Here is a 22316-nt window from a genome sequence, read left to right as displayed (position 1 = left end):
TCTCACATGTCTTCATTGTTGACCAGGACGCGGTTTCCTTGCGCCCACACAGTGTAGAGGTCAGCGAGTATCGCTGAATTCGCTGCTTCCAGTTCTGCGGGAGCGATTTCTGCCCGTCCCTGCCGCCCGAACAGCACGACTTCGTCTCCAGGGGAAACTCCCGCCACGTCGGTGACGTCGACAACCATGGAATTCATCGAAACGATGTCGACTATGGCAGCGCGCCGGCCGCGGACAAGTACGCTGCCTTGGCTGGCCAGTGCCCGCCGGTAGCCATCTCCGTAACCCGCTGTCACTGAAGCCAGCCTGGAGTTGCGGTCCAAGGTGTGGGTGAGCCCATAGCCGACCTTAGTGCCTGCTGCATAGCTATTAATGGACGCAATCCGGGCTTTGAAGGCCAAACACCGTTGGAAGTGCGCTGTTGAAGGTTCCGAATCGCCGTAGAGGACTGCCCCGGCACGGACCATGTCCAGCCACGAGCCGCGGACGTGCAGGGCGGCGTATGAATTGGCGCAGTGGAGCAGCACTTCATCCCGGGGAGTTCGGGTCAATTGAAGCAGTGTCAACGCCTGGCTTTGGAACCGCAGAAGAGTCGTTTCGATATGACCGTCGTCGTCCTTGGGAAAATGCGTCATGATCCCGGCCAGTTGAAGCCCCGGGTGGCTCACGATTCCTACCGCGGATGCCCGGCCAAGCGAGGATGAGACGTCGAGGCTGTGCCTGCTGATCCCGGAAGAGTTGATATCGAGGTGGATGCGGACCACCTTCCCAGCCACGGCAGCGATCTTGTGTATCTCCCACGCGCTCTGCGGGTCGGCGACAAGTTCCTCGATGTCGTGACGCAGGCCTGCTCTGATCTCCTGCGGCGCCGCGGCACGGACACGCAGGATCCGGCCCTCAAAACCGCAGCGGCGTGCAATGGCTGCCTCCTCGTTGCTTCCTACTCCGATGAATGGAACGCCCAGACGAACAAGGGACGGGAGTAAGAGGTCAGCTCCGTGCCCGTAGGCATGGGACTTAACCACTGCGCACAACAGTGCGCGGTCATCGATCATGGACAGGAGGGTCCGGACGTTTGATTCGAAAGCGGCGGCGTCAATCTCCAGCCAGCTGCCGGCGTCCTGGACCGAACTGCGCACGTGTTGCATCAGGCCTTGTGAGTTCATGGTTTATCCCTTGAACAGCCTCGTGGCCGGGAAAGAAAGACCCCGGCCACGAAGCTGAGAAGACGATGGTTGATGATGGCGTCAGGACAGCTGGTCTGCGCGCGCCTTACGTCCGTATTTGAAGTAGAAGAAGGCGTAGCAGGCACCAACAAAAGAGATTCCGAAATAGAGGGCTGCCACCTGATTCGGGTCAAAGGCGATGCCGATGAGCGATATTAGGCAGAGCGAAAAGGCCAGGATGGGCACCAGCGGGAACAGCGGGGCCTTGTAGGCAAGGGCGGCGACATCGCCGCCGTTCTTGACAAAGGATCTCCTGTGGAAGAAGTGCGAGGCGGTGATGGACATCCAGACCCCGACGACGGCGAAACCTGCCACTGAAACGAGAGCCAGGTAGACCGTTTCGGGCGCAACGACGCTGCTGATGAGCGACGCAAGGCCTCCGAGCATGCTGACTGAAAGCGCGATTAGGGGGATACCGCCCCGGGTCAGTTTCTTCAGCGCCCGGGGGGCATGCCCCTCGTCGGCAAGGGAGTAGAGCATCCGTGCGCAGGAGAAGAGGCCGCTGTTTCCGGCGGAGAGGAGGGCGGTGATGATGACGAAGTTCATGATGTCGGCGGCAAAAGGAATGCCTATGGATGAGAAGACAGTCACGAACGGGCTTTCATCCAGGCCTACCTGATCAAAAGGGATGGTAGCTGCGATGACAGCGATTGCCCCGACGAAGAAGATCAGCAGGCGGATCACTGTGCTGCGCATCGCTTTGGGGATGCTGGTGGCGGGGTCAGCTGTTTCGCCCGCTGCCACACCGATGAGTTCCGAGCCGGAGAAGGCGTAGAACACTGCAAGTGCAGTGACGAGGACGCCGCTGAAACCGTTGGGGAAGAGGCCGCTGGAGGTGTTGAAATTCTCAAACATGAACGGGTGGCTGCCTCCCTCACTGAGCGGGTGGATGCCGAACAACGCCGCGCCACCAAGAACGATGAGAACCACGATGGCGCCGACTTTGACGATGGCAAACCAGAACTCGGACTCGCCGAAGAACTTCGAGGAAACTGCATTGAATCCGAAGAGGACCGAGGCGAAGATGACGCACCAGACCCAGACGTCAACATCCGGGAACCAGCGCTGCATGAGGAGACCGGAGGCAGTGAACTCCGATCCGATGGCCACTGCCCAGCAGAGCCAGTAGAGCCAGGCCGTGGCGAACCCTGTGGCCGGCCCGATCGACCTCGCCGCGTAAATGTGGAAGGCGCCTGAGACCGGATACGCGATGGCAAGCTCGCCGAGGCAGGCCATAACCAGGTACACAACGAAGGCGCCGATCAGATAGGCGATGACCGCGCCGAGCGGTCCGGCCTGGGAAATGGTGTAGCCCGAGCTCAGGAACAGCCCTGAGCCGATCACCCCGCCCATGGCGATCATGACCAGATGGCGTGCCCCCATGGACCGCCGGAGCCCGGAGTCGGTCGACGGGGGCAACGTGGGTTGTGTGTCTAGCTGGACAGGTGATGAGGGTTCCATGGTTTCTCCCCGGTGAGTGGATAGGTCTGATGCGAAAGATGCGCACATCGCCCCGGCTTGGGGGACAGGGCGCCTCGGGCTGTGCAGTGGCGGTAGTGATGAAAGTAACACGAAAACGGCCTTTGGGTCATTAAAAACATTTCAACATGCTTATGTTGCACCTAAGTTACTTCGAGGCGCTCCTGCCGAATCGGCGTACAGATGGTCAGTTCGCCCTGTTGTTCGGTCACAATGACATGCGCTGACGGACATGGAATGCGGTGAGCATTGGAGGACCGATGTATCTGACTTAGGGAGCACCATGACCACCTATGACATTGCGCTGATCGGCTTCGGCGGCGTCAACAGGACGCTGGCCGAACTGGTCGCAACACGCGGTGACACACTTCGTTCCGAGCTGGGCTTCGGCCTGCGTGTCGTCGCCATCACCGACCTGCGTCTCGGTTCGCTGGTCCAGCCCGAGGGGATCGACCTCGGCATCGCACTCAATTTGGACGGTGGAAGCGAAACCTTCGCCGCCCATGGCGGGTCCGCGGACACCAATAACGAATCAGTTATCCGTGACTGCACCGCCGACATCATCTGCGAGGCCACGTTCACGAATCCCGACGACGGCGAGCCGGCAGTTTCGCACGTACGCTGGGCCCTCGAATCCGGCAAGAGCGTTTGCACGACGAACAAGGGCCCGGTTGCCCTCCGCGGCGCCGAACTGACCGCCCTGGCCGAACAGAACGGCGTGCACTTCGAATTCGAGGGTGCCGTCATGAGCGGCACTCCTGTCATCCGCCTGGCCAAGAAAATGTTCGCGGGGCTGAAGCTGAACGGGTTCGAAGGCATCCTCAACGGCACCAGCAACTATGTGCTCGGGCGGATGGAATCCGGACTGGACTTCGAAGAGGCCATCAGCGAGGCACAGGAACGCGGCTACGCCGAAGCCAATCCCGCAGCAGACATCGAGGGATACGATGTTCAGCTCAAGGTACTGATCCTCGCCAACGAGCTGCTCGACGCAGGCATCGAACTAAAGGACGTTCAGCGGGCGGGGATTTCGACAGTGACGCCGGAGAATATCCAGAAGGCAACCCGCGAGGGACGCCGCTGGAAGCTCGTGGGTTCAGCGCGGCGGAACCCGGACGGGTCAGTGACCGCAGGCGTCTCCCCCGTAGCGCTCCCCCTCGGCCATGGGCTGGCCGGCGTTTCCGGCGCAACCAATGCCGTGTCCTTCGACACCGACCTTCTGGGCCCGGTAACCGTCTCCGGACCGGGAGCCGGCCGTGTGGAGACCGCCTACGCCCTGCTTTCTGACATCATCGCAATGCACGCAGCCAGGACGGAAGTAGCCGCAAATGTCTGAATCAACGCTGTGCTCGACGGAAACGGCGCTGCCGCAGTTCCGCGACGTGATGAGCCCTTACGACGGCAGAGTGGTCGGCGCGGTTTCGCTGACCGAGGCCACCGCCGGCAAAGCCGTGATCGAAACGGCCCGCGTCGGCGCCCGGAAGGCACGGGCACTGTCCCGCAACGCCCGCGGGAAGATACTGGACGGCGCCGCAACGGAGATCGAGCAGCGCAGCGAGGAGTTCGCGCAAACGATTGTGTCCGAGGCCGGGAAAACGATCCGCCAGGCACGGAAGGAAGTGATGCGCGCGGTCAACACGCTCCGCCTCTCCGCTACCGAAGCGCGCCGGAACGCGGGCGAAGTCATACCCTTTGACTCGTACGAGGGCTCAGAGGACCGCACCGGCTGGTACTCGCGCGAACCACTGGGCATCATTGCCGCGATCACTCCTTTCAACGACCCCCTCAACCTGGTGGCACACAAGATCGGCCCGGCAATCGCCGGAGGAAACGCCGTGATCCTCAAACCCTCTGCATTGACTCCCCTGTCAGCCCAGCTGCTCACGGACGCCCTCGTGAGCTCCGGCCTCCCGCCGGAAGCCCTCACGATTGTTCACGGCGACCGGGACGTGGCCGAAAAAATCATTCGGTCCCGGGACGTACGAATGGTGTCCTTCACCGGGGGGTTCTCCACTGGGGAGAGTATCGCCCGCACCGCAGGCCTGAAGAAGCTTTCCATGGATCTCGGCGGAAACGCACCCGTGATCGTCCTGGACGATGCCCACATCGAGAAGGCCGTGGAATCCTGCGTCTCCGGAGCGTTTTGGGCTGCCGGCCAGAACTGCGTGGGGGTGCAGCGGATCCTCGTAGCCGCCCCAGTGTACGGCGCGTTCCGCCAGCGCTTCCTGGAGGCAACGGCGCGGTTGGTTGCCGGGGATCCAATGGATGAACAGACGGATGTCGGACCCATGATCAGCCCCACAGCATTGCAGGAGCTCCAGTCCAAACTGGACGTGGCCCTCGACGCCGGCGCCGTCCTGCTCTCAGGCAACGTCACGGACGGCAATGTGCTTCAGCCGACCGTCCTGGAAGCCGTCCCGGCGGACAGCAGCCTGTGGAGGGAGGAGGTTTTCGGCCCTGTGGTCATGCTTCGTAAATTCAACACCTTCGAAGAGGCCATCGACGTCGCCAATGCCATCGAGTTCAGTCTTCATGCGGGCATATTCACCGACTCCCTGGCCAGGGCCATGGATGCGGCCCGCCAGCTCGAAGCAGGCGGCGTCATGATCAATGATTCCTCTGATTACCGGTTCGACGGCATGCCATTCGGCGGGGCTAAGTACGGGAGCATGGGCAGGGAGGGCGTCCATTTCGCGTATGAGGAGATGACCCAGCCCAAAGTCATCTGCATCAAGAACTGATCGAACTGGAGGGGCGCGGCCGAGGGCCCGCGCCCCTCCAGTTCCTCCGGGCAGCCGGCACAAAACTGCGCACCACCCAAACTTCCACACGGAGGACAGAAAACCATGGCCACCCGCATCGAGACGGATTCGCTCGGGAGCGTTCCTTTTCCGGCCACAGCCTATTGGGGAGCACACACCGCCCGGGCCTTGGAGAACTTCACCATCAGCGGGATCACTTTCACTCCGTGGCGCGGGCACCTCCGGCGCCCCGCCTGATGAAACTGGAAAGCGTCATGGCCGTCACCGTGTCCGTGACTCCGGGAATAGCAGCGATCTGCTCCCAGATCTCCTGCACCCTCTCCAGCGACCGGGCCTCGAGCCTCACCAGAAGATCAAAGTCACCGCTCACGACATCGCACAGAACCACCTCGGGAATCGACCGCAACACGGAGATGACGTCCGCCCCCCGAACCCGGTCCTTCCTGTAAACCATCAGGAAGGCGGACACCGGGCCCTGGCCCGGAGGTCCGGCAACAATCGTGTACCCCTGGATATACCCTTGCCGTTCCATCCGCTCGATCCGCTGGCGCACAGCGTTCCTCGAAAGGAGGACTTTGGTCGCCAGCTCTGCATGGCTCATGCGAGCGTTCTTCGTAAGCTCCGCAAGAATCCTCTGATCAATCTGATCAAGACTCACTCGATCCATGCCTGCCCTTCACCGCAATAATCCCCCGGACCCAACCGGAACGGAAACAACTTCAAGACCGAAAGCCTCGAAAAATGACACTTCATCAAGCCCGGCCGTCTCTCACTGGCATTAGCTGCATCTTGTTCGACATGGACGGCACGCTCCTGGATTCAGCACCGGGCGTTACAACAAGTGCTGCACAGGCATTGGCAGCTGTGGGCGCGCCGGTCCCCAGCATGGACATACTGCGCCGATTCGTTGGTCCGCCCATGATCGAGTCCTTCAGAACAGTCTCACAACTGGACGAAAAGACGGCCCAAAAGGCCCTCCAACATTATCGCAAAGCGTACGCCGATCATGGCGCCGAACAGTCCAGCCCCTACGACGGGATCATCGATCTACTCGAACGCCTACATTCGGCCGGCATTCCGATGGCCGTAGCCACATCCAAGGTTGAAGATCAAGCAAAAAGACTGGCACGAATGTTCGGAATTGATTGCCACTTCATCACCGTATGCGGAGCGTCAGATAGCGAGGGAAGAGCGAGCAAGGCAGACGTCATCGCCGAATTGCTGCTTCGGCTCCATTCCACAGGCGTAGACATCTCCAGTCCCGCAATGGTCGGAGACCGAAGCTACGACGTCGCGGGAGCAGCTATACACGGAATCCCCACAATATTCGCACTCTGGGGATACGGCGAGGCCGAGGAAGCCTCGCAGGCCGCCGCCGTTGCTGCCTCCCCTGCGGCCCTTCTGCCACTGATCCTGGAGAACCGCCGGCGGTCAGCCGCGCAGCATCCCTCGTGCGATGAGTCCACGAATGCGACCAGCAGTCATTCACATTCCACTGTTTGACGAGCCGTCGAAGCCGGCGTTTAGGGTTCGCACGCATTCCTCCCCGACTGTGGAGCTCCCGCACTGGCTGGGAGAGCGCAATCGTGCCTTAAATGGGGCCGGAGACTCTCAGGGATGGACGAACTCGAGCGGCGCTAATCGTGATGGTTGTATTCGAACCGTTCGATGATAATGCTGCCGCTGGTTGCCGCCAGTCCGACAACGCGGCCGGTGAACCCGCCGGCGACCTCTGTGGACAGATACCGGCCGTCCATCCGCGCGAGCGTCGTCAGCTCGCCGTGCTCTCGAAAGCCCAATGTGACTTCGTCCGGCCCAGTATTTATGCCCGGTTGGCCCGCCAAGGGTGACTCGTTGCATGCGATTTCCAGCTGAAATGGTCCAGGTGCTGGGTCGATTTCCGCTGTCGCTACCACCTGCTGAAGGGGTCCGATCTGGGCCACGACCCGGATTTGGCGTCCGGAGACTTCGATGCCATACCAATGGAAGTCGTCCATCCTCAGGAGGAACCTGACCGCCTTGTCACCCGAGAGAAGAACCGACGCGCGTGCACCCCAAACGTGTCCGAGGACCCTGGTTGCCAAGATGGGAACGCTGCCAGTCTGGCTCTGCCCGATAAGGAGACCTTCGGGGGTTTCGGCCGTAAACGAAGCCGGGTCCTGGCCGGGTGAAATCCACCGCGGGTGAAGGCTGTCGGAGGAGAAATCATCAATAAACGAAGACCCGACGACGGGAACCTGATAACGGTCCTCATCGAACCGCGGCCAACCCTGGTCCCAGGAGATACCCGCAACATAAGTTTCTCGACCCAGGACGTGAAAGCCAGGAACAACGCCACGGGGACGAACACCGAGATAGACCGCGGCCCAATCACCATCGACCGTTTCGACCAGGTCCGCGTGGCCGACACTCTGGACGGGCGCCGCCATGCTGCGATGACTGAGGATGGGGTTGTTCGGATGCGGTTCGAAAGGACCTGCGGGACTGCTGCCACGGCTGACAGAGACGGCATGACCGCGTTCAGTGCCGCCTTCGGCCAAAACCAGATACCAGCAGCCGCCCGCCTCATACAGGTGCGGCCCCTCCGGGTAGGCCAGCCCTGTTCCCTGCCACACCTTCCTGGGAGATTCCAAGAGGCGGCCAGCGTCGGGATCCAGCCGCGCCTGGACGATACCGGACTCATGCTCGCCGGGGCCGAACCCCACCCAGGTGAGGTAACAACTTCCGTCGCTGTCCCACGCGATATCCGGGTCGATGCCCAGCGTTCCCGGTATCTGTACCGGGTCGCTCCACGGGCCGGCAGCCTCCTTGGACCGCAACAGCAAATGACCGCCACCGAAGTCGCTCATGTTCGTGGTGACGAACCAGAATTCACCGTTGTGATGCCTGAGCGTTGAGCCGAAGATCCCGCCTGAAGGACGCCCGTCCCCAACAGCGAACTGGCTCCGCCGGGTGAGGATGTTCCCGATCTGATCCCAAGTTACGAGGTCCCGGCTGTGGAAAATCGGCGCTCCGGGGAAGTACTCAAAGCTCGACGTTGCCAGGAAATAGTCGAAGCCGACCCGACAGATTGTGGGGTCAGGGTGGAAACCCGGAATGACCGGTGTGATGGCTGCGGGAGATGCTACTTGCCGAACCTGCTCGACTGCAGTGTCAACCAATGGGGCTCCGTCCGTTGCTGGCATTGACTACCCGGTCTGCGGGGGTAGAGGAATTTCAACCCTAGGATGTCCCGCCTTGCAGTCCCACCTGGACTTTCACTGGTTGGAACACCTTCCCTGCCTCACACCCGCATCACAGCCGGGGACGCCACGTCATTCAGCGCTGCCGCTGCATGGTCCAGAGCGTTGCACCAATTGGCCACGATGCCTTCAAGGGACGCGACGGTACCTGCCCGGCTGCCTTTCGATCACATGGAAACGCCCCGGACCAGCGTGGTCCGGGGCGAAGCAGACGGAATGGAAGATGCCGTGGACGGGGCGATGCGTACCGGCCTGATGGTAGCCAGCCGAATCGGCGAGCAGCTTGCCAGAATGCGCGAACTGGAACAGCGCACCATCGCCGCAGCAGAGGAGGAGAACCCCCTATCCTTGCTGCGGTGGTCCACGTGCCCTAGCCTGTGCATGCAGGCCAACACGGGCATGGGTAACCCGGAGGGCGTGGCTGAAATTAGTGCGGTGCTGGCAGGACTGACGGCAGAAGAACTCGAGGAGATCACCGTCCTGGGGCCGAAGGGACATCTTGGCCGGCATCTGATAGCCGTCATCGACAGAGCTACCGGAGGCCCGGACGCCGGACGGGGGTTTTACGTGACGGACGGAACGGTCAACGGCAACGGTGGACAGTTCCACGTCCTCCACAGCGACCTGAGTGACCGCATCTTCCGAGTCGGGACAGGCCAAAGCTAAGCCGGCAGCCCCTTGAGCTATGGTGTGCCATTACTGTCCATTTACTGAGGCCTGGCCTGATTGACCCCAAGCCTGCCAAACGGAACCGTGCAGGCAAACTCCATTTCCGGCGTGGCGCCGGCCTGAATGTCTTTACCAGACTGTAATAATTCAATTTGTTTTACATATTGCTGCTGTAGCCGCGGTCCCATAGAGTCGGGCCATCAGCTGGTCGGGGCAGCGACGCGTCAGGCCAGCGATCATTGGGGGACTATTTCACTTCACTTCGCTGTGCGCCCTGATGTCAGCTAGCGGAGTACTGAAATTGGGGGATTCAATTGAAGAAGTTTCTTGGTGCGACACTAGCTGGCATTCTCGTAACGGGGCTGATGACCCTTGCATCTCCGGCCCAGGCTGCCCCGGACACAGGGGGGGTGGTTAGTCCACAGGGGCTATGTGACAGCTCGACGGTCTACAAGACGGTCACGTCCAAGCAAAACTACTATCAGGCCATCGGCCCGGTGTACCACGCCATTAACGGGACGAGCTATGCGAACACTGTCACGTTTACGAATACCTTGTCTGGCACGATAGGAGCGTCAGTGGGCGGTTATATTGAAGGCGGCGTGAGCGGTGGAATCGCGACTGCTAAGGCACAGGTGTCCGGCAGCATCACGGCCTCCGCTTCCTATACGACCTCAATGTCGGTCCAATACACCGTGCCGGCTTTGCGGACCGGCTACGCGCAAATCGGAACCAGCAAATGGAAGGTAAACATCCGCACTTGGAAATACAACACCAATTGCGTTAGTTCGACTATTGGGACGGGGACGCTGGATGCTCCCACCAGCATCGGGTGGAAGACTTGGAATGGCTGATAGATCAGCGGGGATGATGCTGGCCGGGGCCGGGCTTGCTGCAGTGTGCCTTGCCCTGGTGGGATGCGACGCCGTGCCGCCGCTGCCCCCCGGTACTGCCACAGCTACGGCAACTCCGTCGAGCACGCCGCCCGAGTCAGTAACTTCTCCGACGACCGTGAACCACCACGTTCCCAACGGCGAAAAAGTGGTCGGATCGCTGGACAACCAGACTGCAACGATGAGCCTTGGTCAATTCAGCGTGGAATCGAAGTTCATCAAGGTTTATTTGACGTGCTTTGGCCCGGGGGAAGTACTCATAAACGTCGATGGCGTAGGTAAGTTCCCGCTGCCCTGCAATCAAAACGATGTGGTTCCTTCGGAAAACCAATTCGAGGTCAGCCACCTCAAGTCCTATTCGGTAGGCATCGAATCGGCTGTGGGCCAGCGCTGGGCAGCGACCCTGGCCATACCAAAGGCGTAGCGTTGGGATCAGCCGTTGCGTGGAGGCGGCTGATCCCAAAGGCCGGTCACCGCAGGGAGATACTCGGATCATGACGCGACTTGAGTTCTGGACGGACTACGGTCCGGGACCGCTATGGACCGATGAAGGCAAACCCGTCGATTTGAACTCGGGTCTCGGTGATTCTGCTCGTGGCCGCAGATCGGCTGCACTCAACTGATTCCAACGCCGATATCGGAGATTATGACGAGCGGCCACTCAGAAGCGGCTACGACGGCAGGTTACGTGAAAACTATCGATGAGCCTCGTCGGGCACTTGTGTCCCAGGCAGGGAATAATGCCGGGGCGCAGTGAAGCCGGCGGCTCGGTTTCTGGCCGCTTATTCGTGGCCGGGCGCCGGGACGGTCGCGGGTGTGTGCTCGATGACGAGTGTGCTCCGCTGGCTTCCTGCTGCTACCAGGCGGGCATTGCGTTCGTCATTGCCGGTTGCACGCCATTCGGCGATGGCGGCGTCGTTGTCGAACCTCAGGTGCCGGGCGGTGAGCCGGCGCAGGCGTTCGCCCTGTTCGAGTTCGACGAACCAGGTTTCATCCAGGAGGGATGCGACCTCGCTCCATGGGGCCTCGTCAAAGAGCAGGTAGTTGCCCTCGGTGATGATCAGGCGTGTTTCCGGCGGGACGGCGATGGCCCCGGCGATCGCGTCGTTGACTTCGCGGCGGAACACCGGAGCGAAGATCTCCCGCGAGGTCTCTGAGCGCAGCCGGCGGAGCAACGCGACGAAGCCGGCACCGTCGAAGGTGTCCGGAGCGCCCTTGCGGTGCTCMAGCCCGCGGGCCACGAGCAGCGACTGCGCCAGGTGATATCCGTCCATRGGGACCAGGGCGACCTGCCGGGGATGGTCGGTGAGCAGGCGCTCCAGCAGCCATTCGSAGATGGTGGATTTTCCGGCMCCGGGCGCCCCGGCAATTCCGAGCAGGCACCGGCYKCGCCGCTGGAGCAGCGCTTCAGCCCGGGCGAGGAGCTGCTGCTGGCCTGATTCGTCCCAGCGCAGGTATGGAGGGGTGTTCATCGCTTCTCCTYTCCGGCTCTCGCCTGGACCAGGGCAGGAGGTCACCGGTGTTCTACGGCATCACGTTACATCGGCGTGGACAATGTCCACACAACCTTTGCCGCACAAACGCCCGCTCACCTCTCCCCGGCCAAGAAAAGGAACGAATCGAGGACCAGAAAATCTCCCAGAAACWTCCCTCAGGTCATGTCATCACCACAACTCCGGGAGATGAACAGGTACGAGGCCGACCACGTCCGGCACAAACAGCAAGGAAGGAGGCCCGAGTGATCCCAAGTCGCAGCAAGTCAGGCCGTTCCAGGCGCTACCGGCCATGAACGCGTAAGCAGCAACAGCGCTGTCCACGCCAAGACAAGGAGCCGCCAGACCAACCGCCACTAACAAAAATGGGCCCCTGCGGGGGCCCATAAAAGGAGATTTGTACACATTCAGAGGACCACAAGCCCCTGAACAGGGAAAACACGTGCCCGAGGTGGGACTCGAACTGCATTCCCTCCCCCGCAAACACTGGGAACTCCCGGAAACATGCGGAATCCGGCTCGATCCGACCCACGTACGCCCCGAGGCGAAGCCCAAAATGTGCACAATGTACACACCCCAATTTCATCGCTTCCAGCGCCCTTAGCCTGCACACCGTATCCCGGCACGGAGGGATACGGCTCTTCTTTGTGCTGACAAAATTCGTCGACCTTGAAATCGGAATGATCACCATGTTCACGGGGGATTTGTCGGGGCGGTGACGGGCATCCGTGTCAGGCGACTACTGGGACTAACGGGGTGCTTGCGACAGCCTTCAGGGTGAACCCCTCGGTTTCTGCCCGGTCGCGGGTGATGCCCGTGCCGGCGGCGAGTAGTTTGCGGGCGGCCATATGGTCCGCGGGCGCGTTGACCGATTCCACAGCCGTGAGGACGCCGTCCCTGAAGCAGAGGACGGAGAACTTAGCTGCCGCCTGATCACCCAGGACCAGCGTGTCGTCATCGGGTCGTGCGATCCCAGCCATCTGCAGCCGGTATGGGCCCTGTGTGGACCAGAACCAAGGCAGCTCCGTGTACGGGTGGTTAGCCCCTAGGACCGTGCGGGCGGCATGACGGGCCTGATCGGTGGCATTCTGGACCGACTCCAGACGCAGACGGACCTGGGCGTGTGCGCTGGGGAAACTGGCGCAGTCGCCGACCGCCAGAACGGCAGGGTCAGCTGTGCGCAGCGTTTCATCGACAACGATGCCGTTGCTGGTTTCGAGGCCGGCGTCCGAGGCCAGGGTGTCGTTGGGCTGAACGCCGATGCCCACGAGGACCAGATCAGCAGGATAGGAAGCCCCTGTGGTGGACACTGCGGCTCCGACGCGGCCATCCGCGCCGGGCTCGAAGCGGTCAATGCCTTCGCCGAGGCGCAGGTCGACGCCTTGTGAACGGTGGGCGGCTGCGAACCACTCACCCATGACGGGGGTCAGTGCACGTCCCATCGGGCGAGGCGCGAATTCCAGTACGGTCACGCCGCATCCGTGGGCCAGGGCGGCGGCGGCGAATTCCAGTCCGATGAATCCGGCACCGATGATGACGATATTGCGGGCGGTGGGCAGCGCCGTGTGCAGCGCTTCTGCATCTGTCAGGGTTTTCAGTCCATGGATGCCGGACAGGGATGCGCCCGGGCAGCTCAGCATCCTGTTTCGGGCACCGGTCGCGAAAACGAGGTGGTCGTAATCGAGTGAACCTTTGGTGAGCTTGACCTTCCGTTCCGCCCGGTCGATAGCGAGTGCCTGGGCGCCTTCATGGAGTGTGACGTTCTTGTCCACGAAAAAGGAAGCTCCGCGCAGCGGCAAGGGAGCTGGCTCCTGGCCCGGGGCCAGGTAGTCCTTGGACAGCGGCGGGCGCTGATAGGGCAGTCCGGATTCCTCGGCGATCACATGGATCTCGCCCCCGTACCCCTCGGTCCGCAATGTATCGGCGACCTGTAGGCCGGCCTGTCCGCCGCCAATGATGACAACGCTCATGTCATTGCCCCGCTTCTAGAGTTGGCCGGCAGGGATGTCGACGACAATCCCTGTGAGTTCTGCGTCGATTTTGATCTGGCAGCCCAGCCGTGAGCTGTCCATCCGCTCCGCGGTGGTGCAGTCGAGCATTTCGTCTTCGTCGTCGCTGATCTCGGGCAACGCCTCGGCATATTCCGGCCGCACGTAGACGTGGCATGTGGCGCACATGGCCTGCCCTCCGCATTCGCCGATGATGCCGTCAATGCCGTTGCTGACGGCGGCGCGCATCAGTGTTGTGCCTTCCTCGACCTGGAGGGTTTGCTGGGTGCCGTTTGGCTGGGTGTAGGTGACGGTGGGCATCGTTGCTCCTTGTATTCGGGGGTGCTCTTAGTTCCAGGTGACGGGAAGGCTGGTCAGGCCGCGGAAGACCCAGCCGTCCCAGCTCTCATTCCGCCGCTCGTCTACACGAAGCCCTGGGAAGCGCTTGTAGGCCATCGGTACGGCAATCTGACCGATGGAGGTCTTTGCGGCCCAGTGCCCGGCGCAGAGGTGGACGCCGCTGCCGAAAGCGAGGTGGGGGCGCTTTGGCCGGTGGATATCAAAGTCTGCTGCAGAGGCGCCGAAGTGGGCGGCGTCGTGGTTGGCGGATGCAACGACCACGCCGATCCCGGCGCCGGCGGGGATCCGGACCCCTTCGAGGACGGTTTCCCGGGTCGTTTGGCGCGGGTACATGCCGATCGGTGATTGCCACCTGACGGCTTCGTCAAACACGGACGCCCACAACGAGGGGTCGGCGAGGACCTGCGCCCGCTGTTCGTGGTGGCTGCTGAGGACCCAGACCATGTTGGTGACCATGTGTTGGGGCTCGTTCAATCCGCCGGAGATGGTCAGCTTGACATTCGCTGCAACGTTGGATGTTGGCAGCCCGCTGTTTGCGAACGCGGACACCATCGAGGCATCCGGATTCTGCCGGTAGTAGGGGATCAGTTCCCTGAGTAAAGCATCGGCCTCCGCGGTCGAAGCGTCACACCGGTCCCAGATCGACTGATCGTCCAGGACGTTGCCCATGCCCGCGATGAAGTCGTGGGACCAGCGGCGGACCTGCTCCACTGATACGTCCTTCAGCCCCAGCAGGTCGATGAGGTTCTGCGAGGCCACAGGGGCGGCATAGTCCCGGTTCAGGTCCGCCTCCTCTGGGCCAAGCTCGGCGACATTCTCAAGGTAGGTTTCGGCGTTGCGCTCAAAGACCGGGCCCCAGACTTCCTTGATGGACTTGGGACGAAGCACAGGATTTACCGGTGCCCGGTCTACTGAATGCTCCGGATCATCCTTGCGCAGCATCGGCTGGGCACCGATGGCCCGGGTCATCGTGGCGCCGGAAACGTTGGCGGTGAAGATCTCCTGATCCTGTTCCACCGTGTGGCAGCCGGCGTAGTTGGTGACGAGGAACTTGTTAACCTGCGGAACCCAGGCGACCGGCGACTCTGCCCGCAGCCGGGCATAGGTCGGGTAGGGATCCGATGCAAGTTCGGCCACGTCAACCCAGTCAGCCACGACGTAGTCGGCGGCGTCCTGCGAAGCGGTGGTGCGAGCTTGATCGCTGCAGCCGGGCACCGAGGCCGCGTCATCGCTTCGGGTCTCCGAGTTCCCGTGGTAGGGGCACTGTGCGGCTTGTGTCGTCATTGTTGTCTTACTCCTACTGGCACGTCGTTGTGTAGCCGGTCCTACTGGCACTTCCTTGTGTAATCAGTGTCACAGGCAATCTTTCTCTAGTAAACTGCGAATATCAGTAGAAGTATTTCGATTCTTTAGGAGAAGTGATATTCGTGCCGAAATTCACGTTTCGTCAGCTCGAACTCTTCGCCGCACTGCCGGAACACACCACCCTGGGATCCGCGGCGCAACAGCTCCACATCTCCGAATCCGCGCTCTCGCATGCCATCAGCGAGCTGGAGGCAGCGTTGGGGGAACAACTGTGCATCCGGAGGAAGGCCCGGGGCATGCACCTGACGCCGACCGGGCGCCACTTCGCGAAGCGGGCCGGGGAACTGCTTCGCGAGGCCAGCGCACTGGCAGACGGATTGGGTGAGATCCGCGGCGAGCTGAAGGGGCCGATGTCGCTGGGCTGCTATACGGGCCTGGCAAGCAACGTCCTTCCCGCCGTGCTTGAAGGCATGGCAAGCCTGCACCCCAAAGTCGAAATCAGCATCACGGTAGGAGACCACGCCGACCTGTTGCCGGCACTTGAAGATGGAACCCTGGACACGGCCATCGTCTACGACATTAGCTTGCCAGCGGACGTGGAGCGCAGGGTCATCTACAAGACCGAAGTCATGGCCGTTCTGGGGGCCAACGATTCACTTGCTGAAGAAGACGACGTGGATCTCGCTGATCTGGCGACCAAGCCACTCATCATGCTCAACACGGCCCCCAGCACGGAATATACGCAGTTGATGTTCGCTCAGCGTGGGCTCAAGCCAAACGTGGGTGCAGTAGTCCCGCAAATCGATCTTGTCCGGGCGATGGTCGGGCGGGGGCTCGGCTACAGCCTCTTGATGTCGCGGCCCAATCAAATCCCGGTTTCCAGCGAGGGCAAGGGACTCGTGACCCGGCACCTTCGCCCCCGCGCCGGCCAGACCTCCGTCGTTGCGGTCTGGCCAAAAGAAACGATGCTGACTGCCCGGGCACTGGCTGTCATCCAATATGCAGTCGAGGTCCTGGACGCCATTGAACCCGAATAGCGACCGCCGGGCGCAAGAAGACTCAAGACCGAGGGTCGGCGCCCGCCCCATTCCTGGACGGTTTCAGGGTGCGTTGCGTGCTGACTCTCGAGTGGACGCCTGGATAATGACCACGTAGTTCCGGAAGCAGGAACGCTCTCTTACCAGGCGGACCGCTCCCGGGATTCCCCGAACGGCACTTCTTCACTGAGTTCTAGGACGTACCGGCCTGCGTGATGGCGGGTGACCAAAATGCCGGCGGGCCGGCGGCTCAGAGCCACTTCGACGAGCGACGACTCAGCCTCGTTCAGTAACTTGTCGACAAGATTTGGGTCAGCAGTGGACACCTCGCGCCACCCTTCCGAATATTCCGGGAGAGAAGGGCTTTGATCGTGTACCGCGGATCTGGTCGGAGTCGGGTTGGGGAGTAACGTCAGATGGGACATAGTGTGACGCCATCCCCGCGCAGGAACAGCCTGCGGTCAGCCGTTCCGTTCTCGATCACCCAAATCAGATGCCCGCGATCTCCGACCGCGTCTACCCATCCGGCGTACTGGAGATCCCCCAGACACACCTCGACGCCGTCGCCTGGGCTCAGGTATTCCCATTGGTGGATGGGCCGCTGGGTGGGCCGTGGCTGAAGCGTGACTCCAGCATTCATCGCATACTCACTTTTTGTCCCTCCGGTTCCTTGTGAGTGGGTTGGATGCGGCGGCCGCACGTTTTGCACGTGCGGCCGCCGCAGGTGATGGAAAAGAAGCGTCAGATGATGGCGGCCTTCAGTTCTTTGGCGGCCAGGCTGGGATCCGCGGCTCCGTAGATTGAGCCGCCCGCTACGGCCACGTCCGCCCCTGCCCGCTGGACAGCGTTGATCGTCGAGAGGTTTACTCCTCCGGCTACTGAGAAGGGGATGCGCGCTTCTTCGCCGGCGGCCAGTAGCCCCTTGAGGTCATAGCCGGGCTGTGACTGCTCATCAAGGCCGGCGTGGAATTCCACGAACTTGGCGCCAAGGGCACGCGCTTCCTTGGCGCGGGAGACTTTATTGGATACCCCAATGAGGTCCACAACGATGCCTTTGCCGTGCGCGCGGGCGGCTTTCACGGCGCCGGCGATGGTCGAGTCGTCTGCACTGCCCAAGACTGATACCAGGTCGGCGCCGGCTTTGAAGGCGATGTCAGCCTCCAATTCTCCGGCGTCCATGGTCTTCATGTCAGCGAAAACGATCTTGTCGGGGTGGGCATTCTTGATGGCGGTGACAGCGGAGAGGCCTGCAGCCTTTATCAGGGGTGTTCCGAGTTCGATGATGTCCACGTATTCGGCTACTTTGGCGGCCAATTCGAGGGCGTCTTCGACGGTGAGGAGGTCCATTGCAACTTGGAGTTTCATGATCGGCTCTTTCTTTAGGAAATGTTGGGCAAAAGGAATTCAGGGGTGAGTTGTTGACGGGTGTTTCCGCTGCATCAGTCGTCGCCTCCGTCGTCGCCATCCTGAGTCCTGCTATTCGAGATTGGCGTGCCGGGTCCAGAGCTGTTCGGAAGAAATGCTGGTTTCCTCCCAGAGGGCTTGGAACACCGCTTCGGTGGCGAGGAATAGCACCTGTTCGAAGAGGCTTCCGGAATATTGCCGGGACGCACCCGATTGGTGGTCGCTTTTCTGCGGGGCCGGGATTACCACGAGCATGTCGGATACTGCAGCCAGTGGGGAGTTTGTGTTGGCAGTGAATGCGGCCACCTTTGCACCGGCCTTTGCCGCAGTTTCTGCCGCCTTCACCACGCTTGAGGTTGTTCCGGATCCAGAGGCCACCACCAGCAGATCCCCGGCGCGGATTGCAGGAGTGGTGGTGTCCCCTGCGATGTGGACCGTGAGGCCGAGATGCATCAGGCGCATAGCGGCCATCCTGAGAACCAGTCCACTGCGGCCTGCCCCTGCGACGAACACCCGGTTAACGGTGGTGAGATGGGTGGCCAGGTGAGCAAGTTCCTGTTCATTGATGCAGTCTGCCGTCTCTCCAACCTCGCCCCGGATCAGAGTGAAGCTGTGGCCGATGGCGCCCGCGGTTTTTTGACTGACAGGTGTTGCTGTTGGCATGGTTCCCAATGTCTCTCCTTTGACGGGGTGAGCCGTATTTAGCCAGCCGTTGAGTCGCTGGATGTTTTATCCTCGATACGTCCCGGCGCCCATCACCCATTACGGCGGGCCGAACCTGTCGGAAGCCGGTAGCGGCGCCGCCTACGGTGATATCGTCTGCCGTTCAAGGGCAAACCGGGCATATTCTTCCAACAGCACGGGATCATCCACCGACCCGAGATCCGCGACCGTTTCCAACCGCGCTCCTTGAAGAAGCCGCTTGATGGGGACTTCCAGCTTCTTTCCTGTGCGGGTATGCGGAATTCCGGACATGAAGACAATCTCGTCGGGCAGGTATCGGACGGAGAGGTTCTCACGGATTGATCTTGTGATCGCCTCTTGGGTCACGTCCGGGTTGGCGCCGTCGGCCAAATGGACGAACAGCGGCATGTAGTAGTCAGTGCCCAGTTCGGCACCGACCACCAGCGCCTCGGCGACTTCCGGCAGCGATTCGACCACCGTGTAGATGTCTGCCGAACCGAGCCGCAGCCCGTTGCGGTTGAGGGTCGAGTCGGAACGGCCGTGGATGAGGATGCCCCGGTGCGTGAACTCGATGTAGTCCCCGTGCCGCCACACCCCCGGATACATCGCGAAGTAGCTCTCGTGGTACCGGCTGCCGTCGTCTCCCCAGAAACTCAGCGGCATCGAGGGCATTGCCTTGGTCACCACCAGTTCGCCCTTTCCCCGGGTGGGATTGCCGGCTTCATCCCACGACTCCACGCGCACTCCGAGGGCCGGAGCCTGGATGTAACCGACATGGACCGGCAGTGTCGGAGATCCTCCCACGAAGATGGAGGCGATGTCGGTGCCACCACTCATCGAACTCAACCAGATGTCACCCACATTGCCGTAAACCCAGCGATAACCGTCGGCCGAAAGCGGCGATCCAGTGACCTGAAGGGATTTCAGGGCACCCAGGTCGTGGTCGCGCATCGGTAGCAGTGCGGCCTTCGCGCAGGAATGGACAAATCCAGCACCGACACCTAGGACCGCGACCTGCTCGGCAGCGGCAATCTGCCACACCCTGTCGATGGACGGGAAGGTGGGGTTTCCGTCGACGAGTACCGCCGTCGCCCCCACGCCCAGTGCGGAGACGAGTGCATTCCACAGCACCCAGCTCGTCGAGGCCACATTGAGATAGCGGTCCCCGGGCCCCAGGTCGGAGTGGATGAGGAGCATCTTCATTTCCTCAAGCAGCGCCCCGCCGTGGCCATGCACAATGCCCTTGGGAATGCCCGTTGTCCCGGAGGAGAATAGGACCCACAGGGGGTGGCTGAACTCGACGTCGTCAAAGACGAGCTCCGCCCATTCGGCCACGGCCTGTGCCCAGTCCACGGCCGGGGCCCTGGTTGGGACACTCGGGACGGAGGTATGCCGTCCCACCCAGATCACGTACTCGAGGGTGGGGAGCTGGGCGAAGATCTCCCCCAGCTCCGCGCGGCGGTCCCGGTCCTTCCCGCCAAGCATGTAGCCCGGGGCGGCGATGACGACCTTTGGACCGAGCTGGGCGAACCGCGAAACGATCGCACCCGGGCCGAACTCAGGGGCGCAGACGGACCAAATAGCACCGATAGTGGCAGTGGCGAGCAGCCCGACGACGGCTTCGGCAACATTCGGAAGGATTCCGACGACCCGGTCCCCGTGGCCCACCCCGCGGTCCCGAAGGTGCGCGGCGAGGGATGCCACCTCGCGCCTCAGCGCGTCCCAGGTGACCTCTTCGCGCGTCCCGTCCTCGGCGATGCCCACCAGCGCAATTCCTTCGTGGCCCTGCAGCAGGTGCCGGGCGAAATTGAGAGTGCGTCCCGGAAACCACCGCGTGTGCGGCATGGCGTCATTGGTGCAGACCGGTCCTGCCGTACCGCCGAACTCGACTCCCGCAAACCGGGCAAAGAGTTCCCAGAACTGTTCCGGCTCATCCACCGACCACTGCCAGAGCTCGTCGTAGCCTGCACTGACATCAATGCCTTGCCGGCCCAGGAAGGCGGCGAATTGCCCGATGCCGGTCTCCGCGCTGCGTTCGAGGTCGGGCTCCCAGATCACTTCGCCGTCTGCGGCGTGGGCGTTGAGGATCATGCGCTCTCCAAGGGCCGGGAAGCTTCCCTGCGTCGCTCGGCGATCTGGGATGCTGTGAGGGGCTCGGTTCCGATCAACACAAAAAGGACCCGGGCCGTGCGGTCGGTGCGATTGGACCACGCGTGGCTGGTGGCGCGTTGCACGGCCACGTCGCCGGCGCGCATGGTTGCCTCACCCTCGTCGACCAGCAGCGTGATCTCGCCCTCGAGCACGACAGCGTAGTCCAGCGAGTCGGTGCGATGGAACCAGAAGTGCTTGGAGCCGCTGTGCTCGGCGCCTGCTTCGGCCTCGTCGTGCCCGTCGAGCTCGCTAAAGATCACCGAACCCGCCTCGTCCGGATAGACGGCGTCCGGCGGGAAGTCTGCAATGCGCAGGATCGTCTCGCCGGCAGCGGGGAAGCTGGGAATCTCGGCGTCGGCCGCGGCCGGGTCCGCGTCGGTGACGTGGTCGATGCGTCCGGCCGCGGTCAGCCAGGGCACGGTGGCACCGAATCCCGGAATCACTTCCGAGGACCAGTGGTTGGGCGCGGCACCGTCCGAGAGGATGATGGCGCGTCCCTGGTCGTCGTGCCCGGTGACGATGCGGCGTACTGGGGGGCGGGTCATCAGACCACCCATTCTTCGTGCGGGTAGGTGCGCGGCTCGGGCCACCAGGGAGCCTTCTGGCGTTCGGTGGAGATCGGTGTGCGCAACGTGCCGACGCCTTCGAGCTCGAGTTCAATGACGTCGCCGGGCTTCAGGAACTTTCCGATTTCAACGCCGGCGCCGAAGCCCATCGTGCCCGATCCAATGATGTCGCCCGGCTGCAGGCGGTCGGAGATCGAGACGTAGGCCAGCAGCTCTGCGGGGGTGTAGACAAAGTCCTCGACCTTGGTGTCGGAGAGCACCTCCCCGTTGACGCGGACCTGGCCGCGCAGTCCCTCGATGGAATCGATTTCGTCCATGGTGGTGACCCAGGGGCCAATGCCGTAGCCGAAGTCCTTGCACTTCTGCGGGCCCATGCCGATCGCCATTTCCGCGCCTTGGATATCGCGTGCGCTGAAGTCGTTGAAGACGGTGATGCCAAAGAGGTGGTCCAGCGCCGTGTCCGGGGTCAGGTCGCTTCCGGACTTGCCCACGACGTAGCCGACCTCGAGTTCCCAGTCGAGGGCTTCGGTGAAGTCGGGGTAGGGCAGAACCTGGTTGTGGCCATAGGACATGGCCGTAGTGCCCTTGAAATACCCCGGACGCTCGTAGATCGACCTTGCCGGCTGTGCCTTGGCGACAATGCGGTGGAAGTTCTGGATGTGCTGCTCGAAGGTCAGCCCGTCGCGAATGACCGGGGCGTCGACCGCCGCCCGCCACGAGACCTCATCGATGGCAAGCGAAGCGTCGTCGGCCGCGGCAAGCGCAGCGTGTGCGGCGTCCAGGAATACGGCGCCTCCGCCGATTCCCGCCGCCAGGCTTCCGGGAAGCACCGCCAGGGCGAGAGCCCGGGCGCGCTCGGGCTCGGCAGCCTTGCGCTGCAGCGTCAAGGCATAGGCGCGGGCAAGGTCAATAACCCGGCCCTGCTCCGGCTGGGCCGCGACGAGTCGAATCTGCTCGCCGTCGGGCGTGGGCACTGCTATACGTCCCAGTTTCATGGTTGCTCCTTTGGACATCAAACATACGATACGTACAGTATCGCATTGGGTTGGTGGGGTTG

General features: G+C 62.1%; 20 protein-coding genes and 1 pseudogene. 8 read left to right on the top strand and 13 right to left on the bottom strand.

Annotated features, from left to right (window positions below):
* Positions 1–2: 2 nt before the first annotated feature.
* Positions 3–1166: an alanine racemase gene (gene alr, locus AC1DDH_RS11760; RefSeq protein ID WP_476872152.1), complete on the bottom strand. Its 1164-nt coding sequence runs from the start codon at positions 1164–1166 to the stop codon at positions 3–5.
* An 81-nt stretch (positions 1167–1247) separates the two neighbouring features.
* A complete protein-coding gene (locus tag AC1DDH_RS11755; protein ID WP_476850812.1) occupies positions 1248–2687 on the bottom strand; it encodes an amino acid permease in 1440 nt (479 codons plus the stop codon).
* Between the two features lie 301 nt (positions 2688–2988).
* Between AC1DDH_RS11755 and AC1DDH_RS11750 the strand changes: the two genes are divergently transcribed.
* The 3 genes and pseudogenes from AC1DDH_RS11750 to AC1DDH_RS11740 all read left to right on the top strand — a co-directional run.
* Positions 2989–4041, top strand: coding sequence for a homoserine dehydrogenase (locus AC1DDH_RS11750; protein ID WP_476860515.1), 1053 nt, complete (start codon positions 2989–2991; stop codon positions 4039–4041).
* Entirely contained in the window at positions 4034–5446 is a 1413-nt protein-coding gene (locus AC1DDH_RS11745; RefSeq protein ID WP_476872153.1) for an aldehyde dehydrogenase family protein, read from the top strand. The genes AC1DDH_RS11750 and AC1DDH_RS11745 overlap by 8 nt, the downstream gene beginning before the upstream one ends.
* 105 nt (positions 5447–5551) lie before the next feature.
* Positions 5552–5656 (top strand): annotated as a pseudogene (locus AC1DDH_RS11740) (lyase family protein); the annotation flags it as partial.
* A gap of 10 nt (positions 5657–5666) precedes the next feature.
* On the opposite strand, the gene AC1DDH_RS11735 reads toward AC1DDH_RS11740, so the two are convergent.
* Entirely contained in the window at positions 5667–6134 is a 468-nt protein-coding gene (locus AC1DDH_RS11735; RefSeq protein WP_476850815.1) for an Lrp/AsnC family transcriptional regulator, read from the bottom strand.
* A 74-nt stretch (positions 6135–6208) separates the two neighbouring features.
* On the opposite strand from AC1DDH_RS11735, the gene AC1DDH_RS11730 reads away from it, so the two are divergent.
* Positions 6209–6970 (top strand): HAD hydrolase-like protein, encoded by a 762-nt coding sequence (locus AC1DDH_RS11730; RefSeq protein ID WP_476850816.1) that lies wholly within the window; start codon positions 6209–6211, stop codon positions 6968–6970.
* Positions 6971–7104: 134 nt separating this feature from the next.
* On the opposite strand, the gene AC1DDH_RS11725 is transcribed toward AC1DDH_RS11730, so the two are convergent.
* Complete coding sequence (locus AC1DDH_RS11725) at positions 7105–8628, bottom strand: glycoside hydrolase family 43 protein (protein ID WP_476955480.1); 1524 nt, start codon at positions 8626–8628, stop codon at positions 7105–7107.
* A gap of 297 nt (positions 8629–8925) precedes the next feature.
* Between AC1DDH_RS11725 and AC1DDH_RS11720 the strand changes: the two genes are divergently transcribed.
* The 3 genes from AC1DDH_RS11720 to AC1DDH_RS11710 all read left to right on the top strand — a co-directional run bounded on the left by AC1DDH_RS11720 (position 8926) and on the right by AC1DDH_RS11710 (position 10695).
* Positions 8926–9375, top strand: a complete 450-nt coding sequence (locus AC1DDH_RS11720) for a hypothetical protein (RefSeq protein ID WP_476955479.1) — start codon at positions 8926–8928, stop codon at positions 9373–9375.
* 317 nt (positions 9376–9692) lie between these two features.
* A complete protein-coding gene (locus AC1DDH_RS11715) occupies positions 9693–10232 on the top strand; it encodes a hypothetical protein (protein WP_476955478.1) in 540 nt (179 codons plus the stop codon).
* Positions 10225–10695 carry a hypothetical protein gene (locus AC1DDH_RS11710; RefSeq protein WP_476955477.1) on the top strand — a complete coding sequence of 157 codons (471 nt, stop codon included), beginning with the start codon at positions 10225–10227 and terminating at the stop codon, positions 10693–10695. Before AC1DDH_RS11715 ends, AC1DDH_RS11710 begins: the two co-directional genes overlap by 8 nt.
* A gap of 358 nt (positions 10696–11053) precedes the next feature.
* Here AC1DDH_RS11710 and AC1DDH_RS11705 read toward each other — a convergent pair whose 3' ends face one another.
* The 4 genes from AC1DDH_RS11705 to AC1DDH_RS11690 all read right to left on the bottom strand — a co-directional run bounded on the left by AC1DDH_RS11705 (position 11054) and on the right by AC1DDH_RS11690 (position 15396).
* A complete protein-coding gene (locus AC1DDH_RS11705) occupies positions 11054–11743 on the bottom strand; it encodes a nucleoside/nucleotide kinase family protein (protein WP_476955476.1) in 690 nt (229 codons plus the stop codon).
* Positions 11744–12495: 752 nt separating this feature from the next.
* Complete coding sequence (locus AC1DDH_RS11700) at positions 12496–13734, bottom strand: NAD(P)/FAD-dependent oxidoreductase (RefSeq protein ID WP_476955475.1); 1239 nt, start codon at positions 13732–13734, stop codon at positions 12496–12498.
* Positions 13735–13749: 15 nt separating this feature from the next.
* Entirely contained in the window at positions 13750–14073 is a 324-nt protein-coding gene (locus AC1DDH_RS11695; RefSeq protein ID WP_476858214.1) for a 2Fe-2S iron-sulfur cluster-binding protein, read from the bottom strand.
* 27 nt (positions 14074–14100) lie between these two features.
* Entirely contained in the window at positions 14101–15396 is a 1296-nt protein-coding gene (locus AC1DDH_RS11690) for a cytochrome P450 (RefSeq protein WP_476955474.1), read from the bottom strand.
* Between the two features lie 143 nt (positions 15397–15539).
* Here AC1DDH_RS11690 and AC1DDH_RS11685 point away from each other — a divergent pair, with 143 nt between their 5' ends.
* Entirely contained in the window at positions 15540–16454 is a 915-nt protein-coding gene (locus AC1DDH_RS11685) for a LysR substrate-binding domain-containing protein (protein ID WP_230009662.1), read from the top strand.
* Between the two features lie 741 nt (positions 16455–17195).
* On the opposite strand, the gene hxlA is transcribed toward AC1DDH_RS11685, so the two are convergent.
* From hxlA to AC1DDH_RS11660, 5 genes are all read right to left on the bottom strand, one after another.
* A complete protein-coding gene (gene hxlA / locus AC1DDH_RS11680) occupies positions 17196–17819 on the bottom strand; it encodes a 3-hexulose-6-phosphate synthase (protein ID WP_459384524.1) in 624 nt (207 codons plus the stop codon).
* A gap of 111 nt (positions 17820–17930) precedes the next feature.
* The gene (gene hxlB / locus AC1DDH_RS11675) at positions 17931–18521 is read right to left on the bottom strand and encodes a 6-phospho-3-hexuloisomerase (RefSeq protein WP_476955473.1); all 591 of its coding nucleotides are present in this window, start codon (positions 18519–18521) and stop codon (positions 17931–17933) included.
* A 141-nt stretch (positions 18522–18662) separates the two neighbouring features.
* Entirely contained in the window at positions 18663–20633 is a 1971-nt protein-coding gene (locus tag AC1DDH_RS11670) for an acetoacetate--CoA ligase (RefSeq protein WP_476955472.1), read from the bottom strand.
* Positions 20630–21238 (bottom strand): cupin domain-containing protein, encoded by a 609-nt coding sequence (locus tag AC1DDH_RS11665; protein WP_476858218.1) that lies wholly within the window; start codon positions 21236–21238, stop codon positions 20630–20632. Before AC1DDH_RS11665 ends, AC1DDH_RS11670 begins: the two co-directional genes overlap by 4 nt.
* Positions 21238–22254 carry a fumarylacetoacetate hydrolase family protein gene (locus tag AC1DDH_RS11660; RefSeq protein ID WP_476858219.1) on the bottom strand — a complete coding sequence of 339 codons (1017 nt, stop codon included), beginning with the start codon at positions 22252–22254 and terminating at the stop codon, positions 21238–21240. The genes AC1DDH_RS11665 and AC1DDH_RS11660 overlap by 1 nt, the downstream gene beginning before the upstream one ends.
* Positions 22255–22316 lie beyond the last annotated feature (62 nt).

It is taken from the genome of Arthrobacter sp. 10T425, assembly GCF_056393985.1.
Note: the sequence above shows the minus strand (reverse complement) of the source record. Positions and strands in the feature narration are given on the sequence as shown.

Excerpts from the sequence above, each read along its gene's own strand:
- alr (WP_476872152.1), bottom strand. The coding sequence starts at position 1,166 with ATGAACTCACAAGGCCTGATGCAACACGTGCGCAGTTCGGTCCAGGAC.
- AC1DDH_RS11755 (WP_476850812.1), bottom strand. The coding sequence starts at position 2,687 with ATGGAACCCTCATCACCTGTCCAGCTAGACACACAACCCACGTTGCCC.
- AC1DDH_RS11750 (WP_476860515.1), top strand. The coding sequence starts at position 2,989 with ATGACCACCTATGACATTGCGCTGATCGGCTTCGGCGGCGTCAACAGG.
- AC1DDH_RS11745 (WP_476872153.1), top strand. The coding sequence starts at position 4,034 with ATGTCTGAATCAACGCTGTGCTCGACGGAAACGGCGCTGCCGCAGTTC.
- AC1DDH_RS11735 (WP_476850815.1), bottom strand. The coding sequence starts at position 6,134 with ATGGATCGAGTGAGTCTTGATCAGATTGATCAGAGGATTCTTGCGGAG.
- AC1DDH_RS11730 (WP_476850816.1), top strand. The coding sequence starts at position 6,209 with ATGACACTTCATCAAGCCCGGCCGTCTCTCACTGGCATTAGCTGCATC.
- AC1DDH_RS11720 (WP_476955479.1), top strand. The coding sequence starts at position 8,926 with ATGGAAGATGCCGTGGACGGGGCGATGCGTACCGGCCTGATGGTAGCC.
- AC1DDH_RS11710 (WP_476955477.1), top strand. The coding sequence starts at position 10,225 with ATGGCTGATAGATCAGCGGGGATGATGCTGGCCGGGGCCGGGCTTGCT.
- AC1DDH_RS11700 (WP_476955475.1), bottom strand. The coding sequence starts at position 13,734 with ATGAGCGTTGTCATCATTGGCGGCGGACAGGCCGGCCTACAGGTCGCC.
- AC1DDH_RS11695 (WP_476858214.1), bottom strand. The coding sequence starts at position 14,073 with ATGCCCACCGTCACCTACACCCAGCCAAACGGCACCCAGCAAACCCTC.
- AC1DDH_RS11690 (WP_476955474.1), bottom strand. The coding sequence starts at position 15,396 with ATGACGACACAAGCCGCACAGTGCCCCTACCACGGGAACTCGGAGACC.
- hxlA (WP_459384524.1), bottom strand. The coding sequence starts at position 17,819 with ATGAAACTCCAAGTTGCAATGGACCTCCTCACCGTCGAAGACGCCCTC.
- hxlB (WP_476955473.1), bottom strand. The coding sequence starts at position 18,521 with ATGCCAACAGCAACACCTGTCAGTCAAAAAACCGCGGGCGCCATCGGC.
- AC1DDH_RS11670 (WP_476955472.1), bottom strand. The coding sequence starts at position 20,633 with ATGATCCTCAACGCCCACGCCGCAGACGGCGAAGTGATCTGGGAGCCC.
- AC1DDH_RS11665 (WP_476858218.1), bottom strand. The coding sequence starts at position 21,238 with ATGACCCGCCCCCCAGTACGCCGCATCGTCACCGGGCACGACGACCAG.
- AC1DDH_RS11660 (WP_476858219.1), bottom strand. The coding sequence starts at position 22,254 with ATGAAACTGGGACGTATAGCAGTGCCCACGCCCGACGGCGAGCAGATT.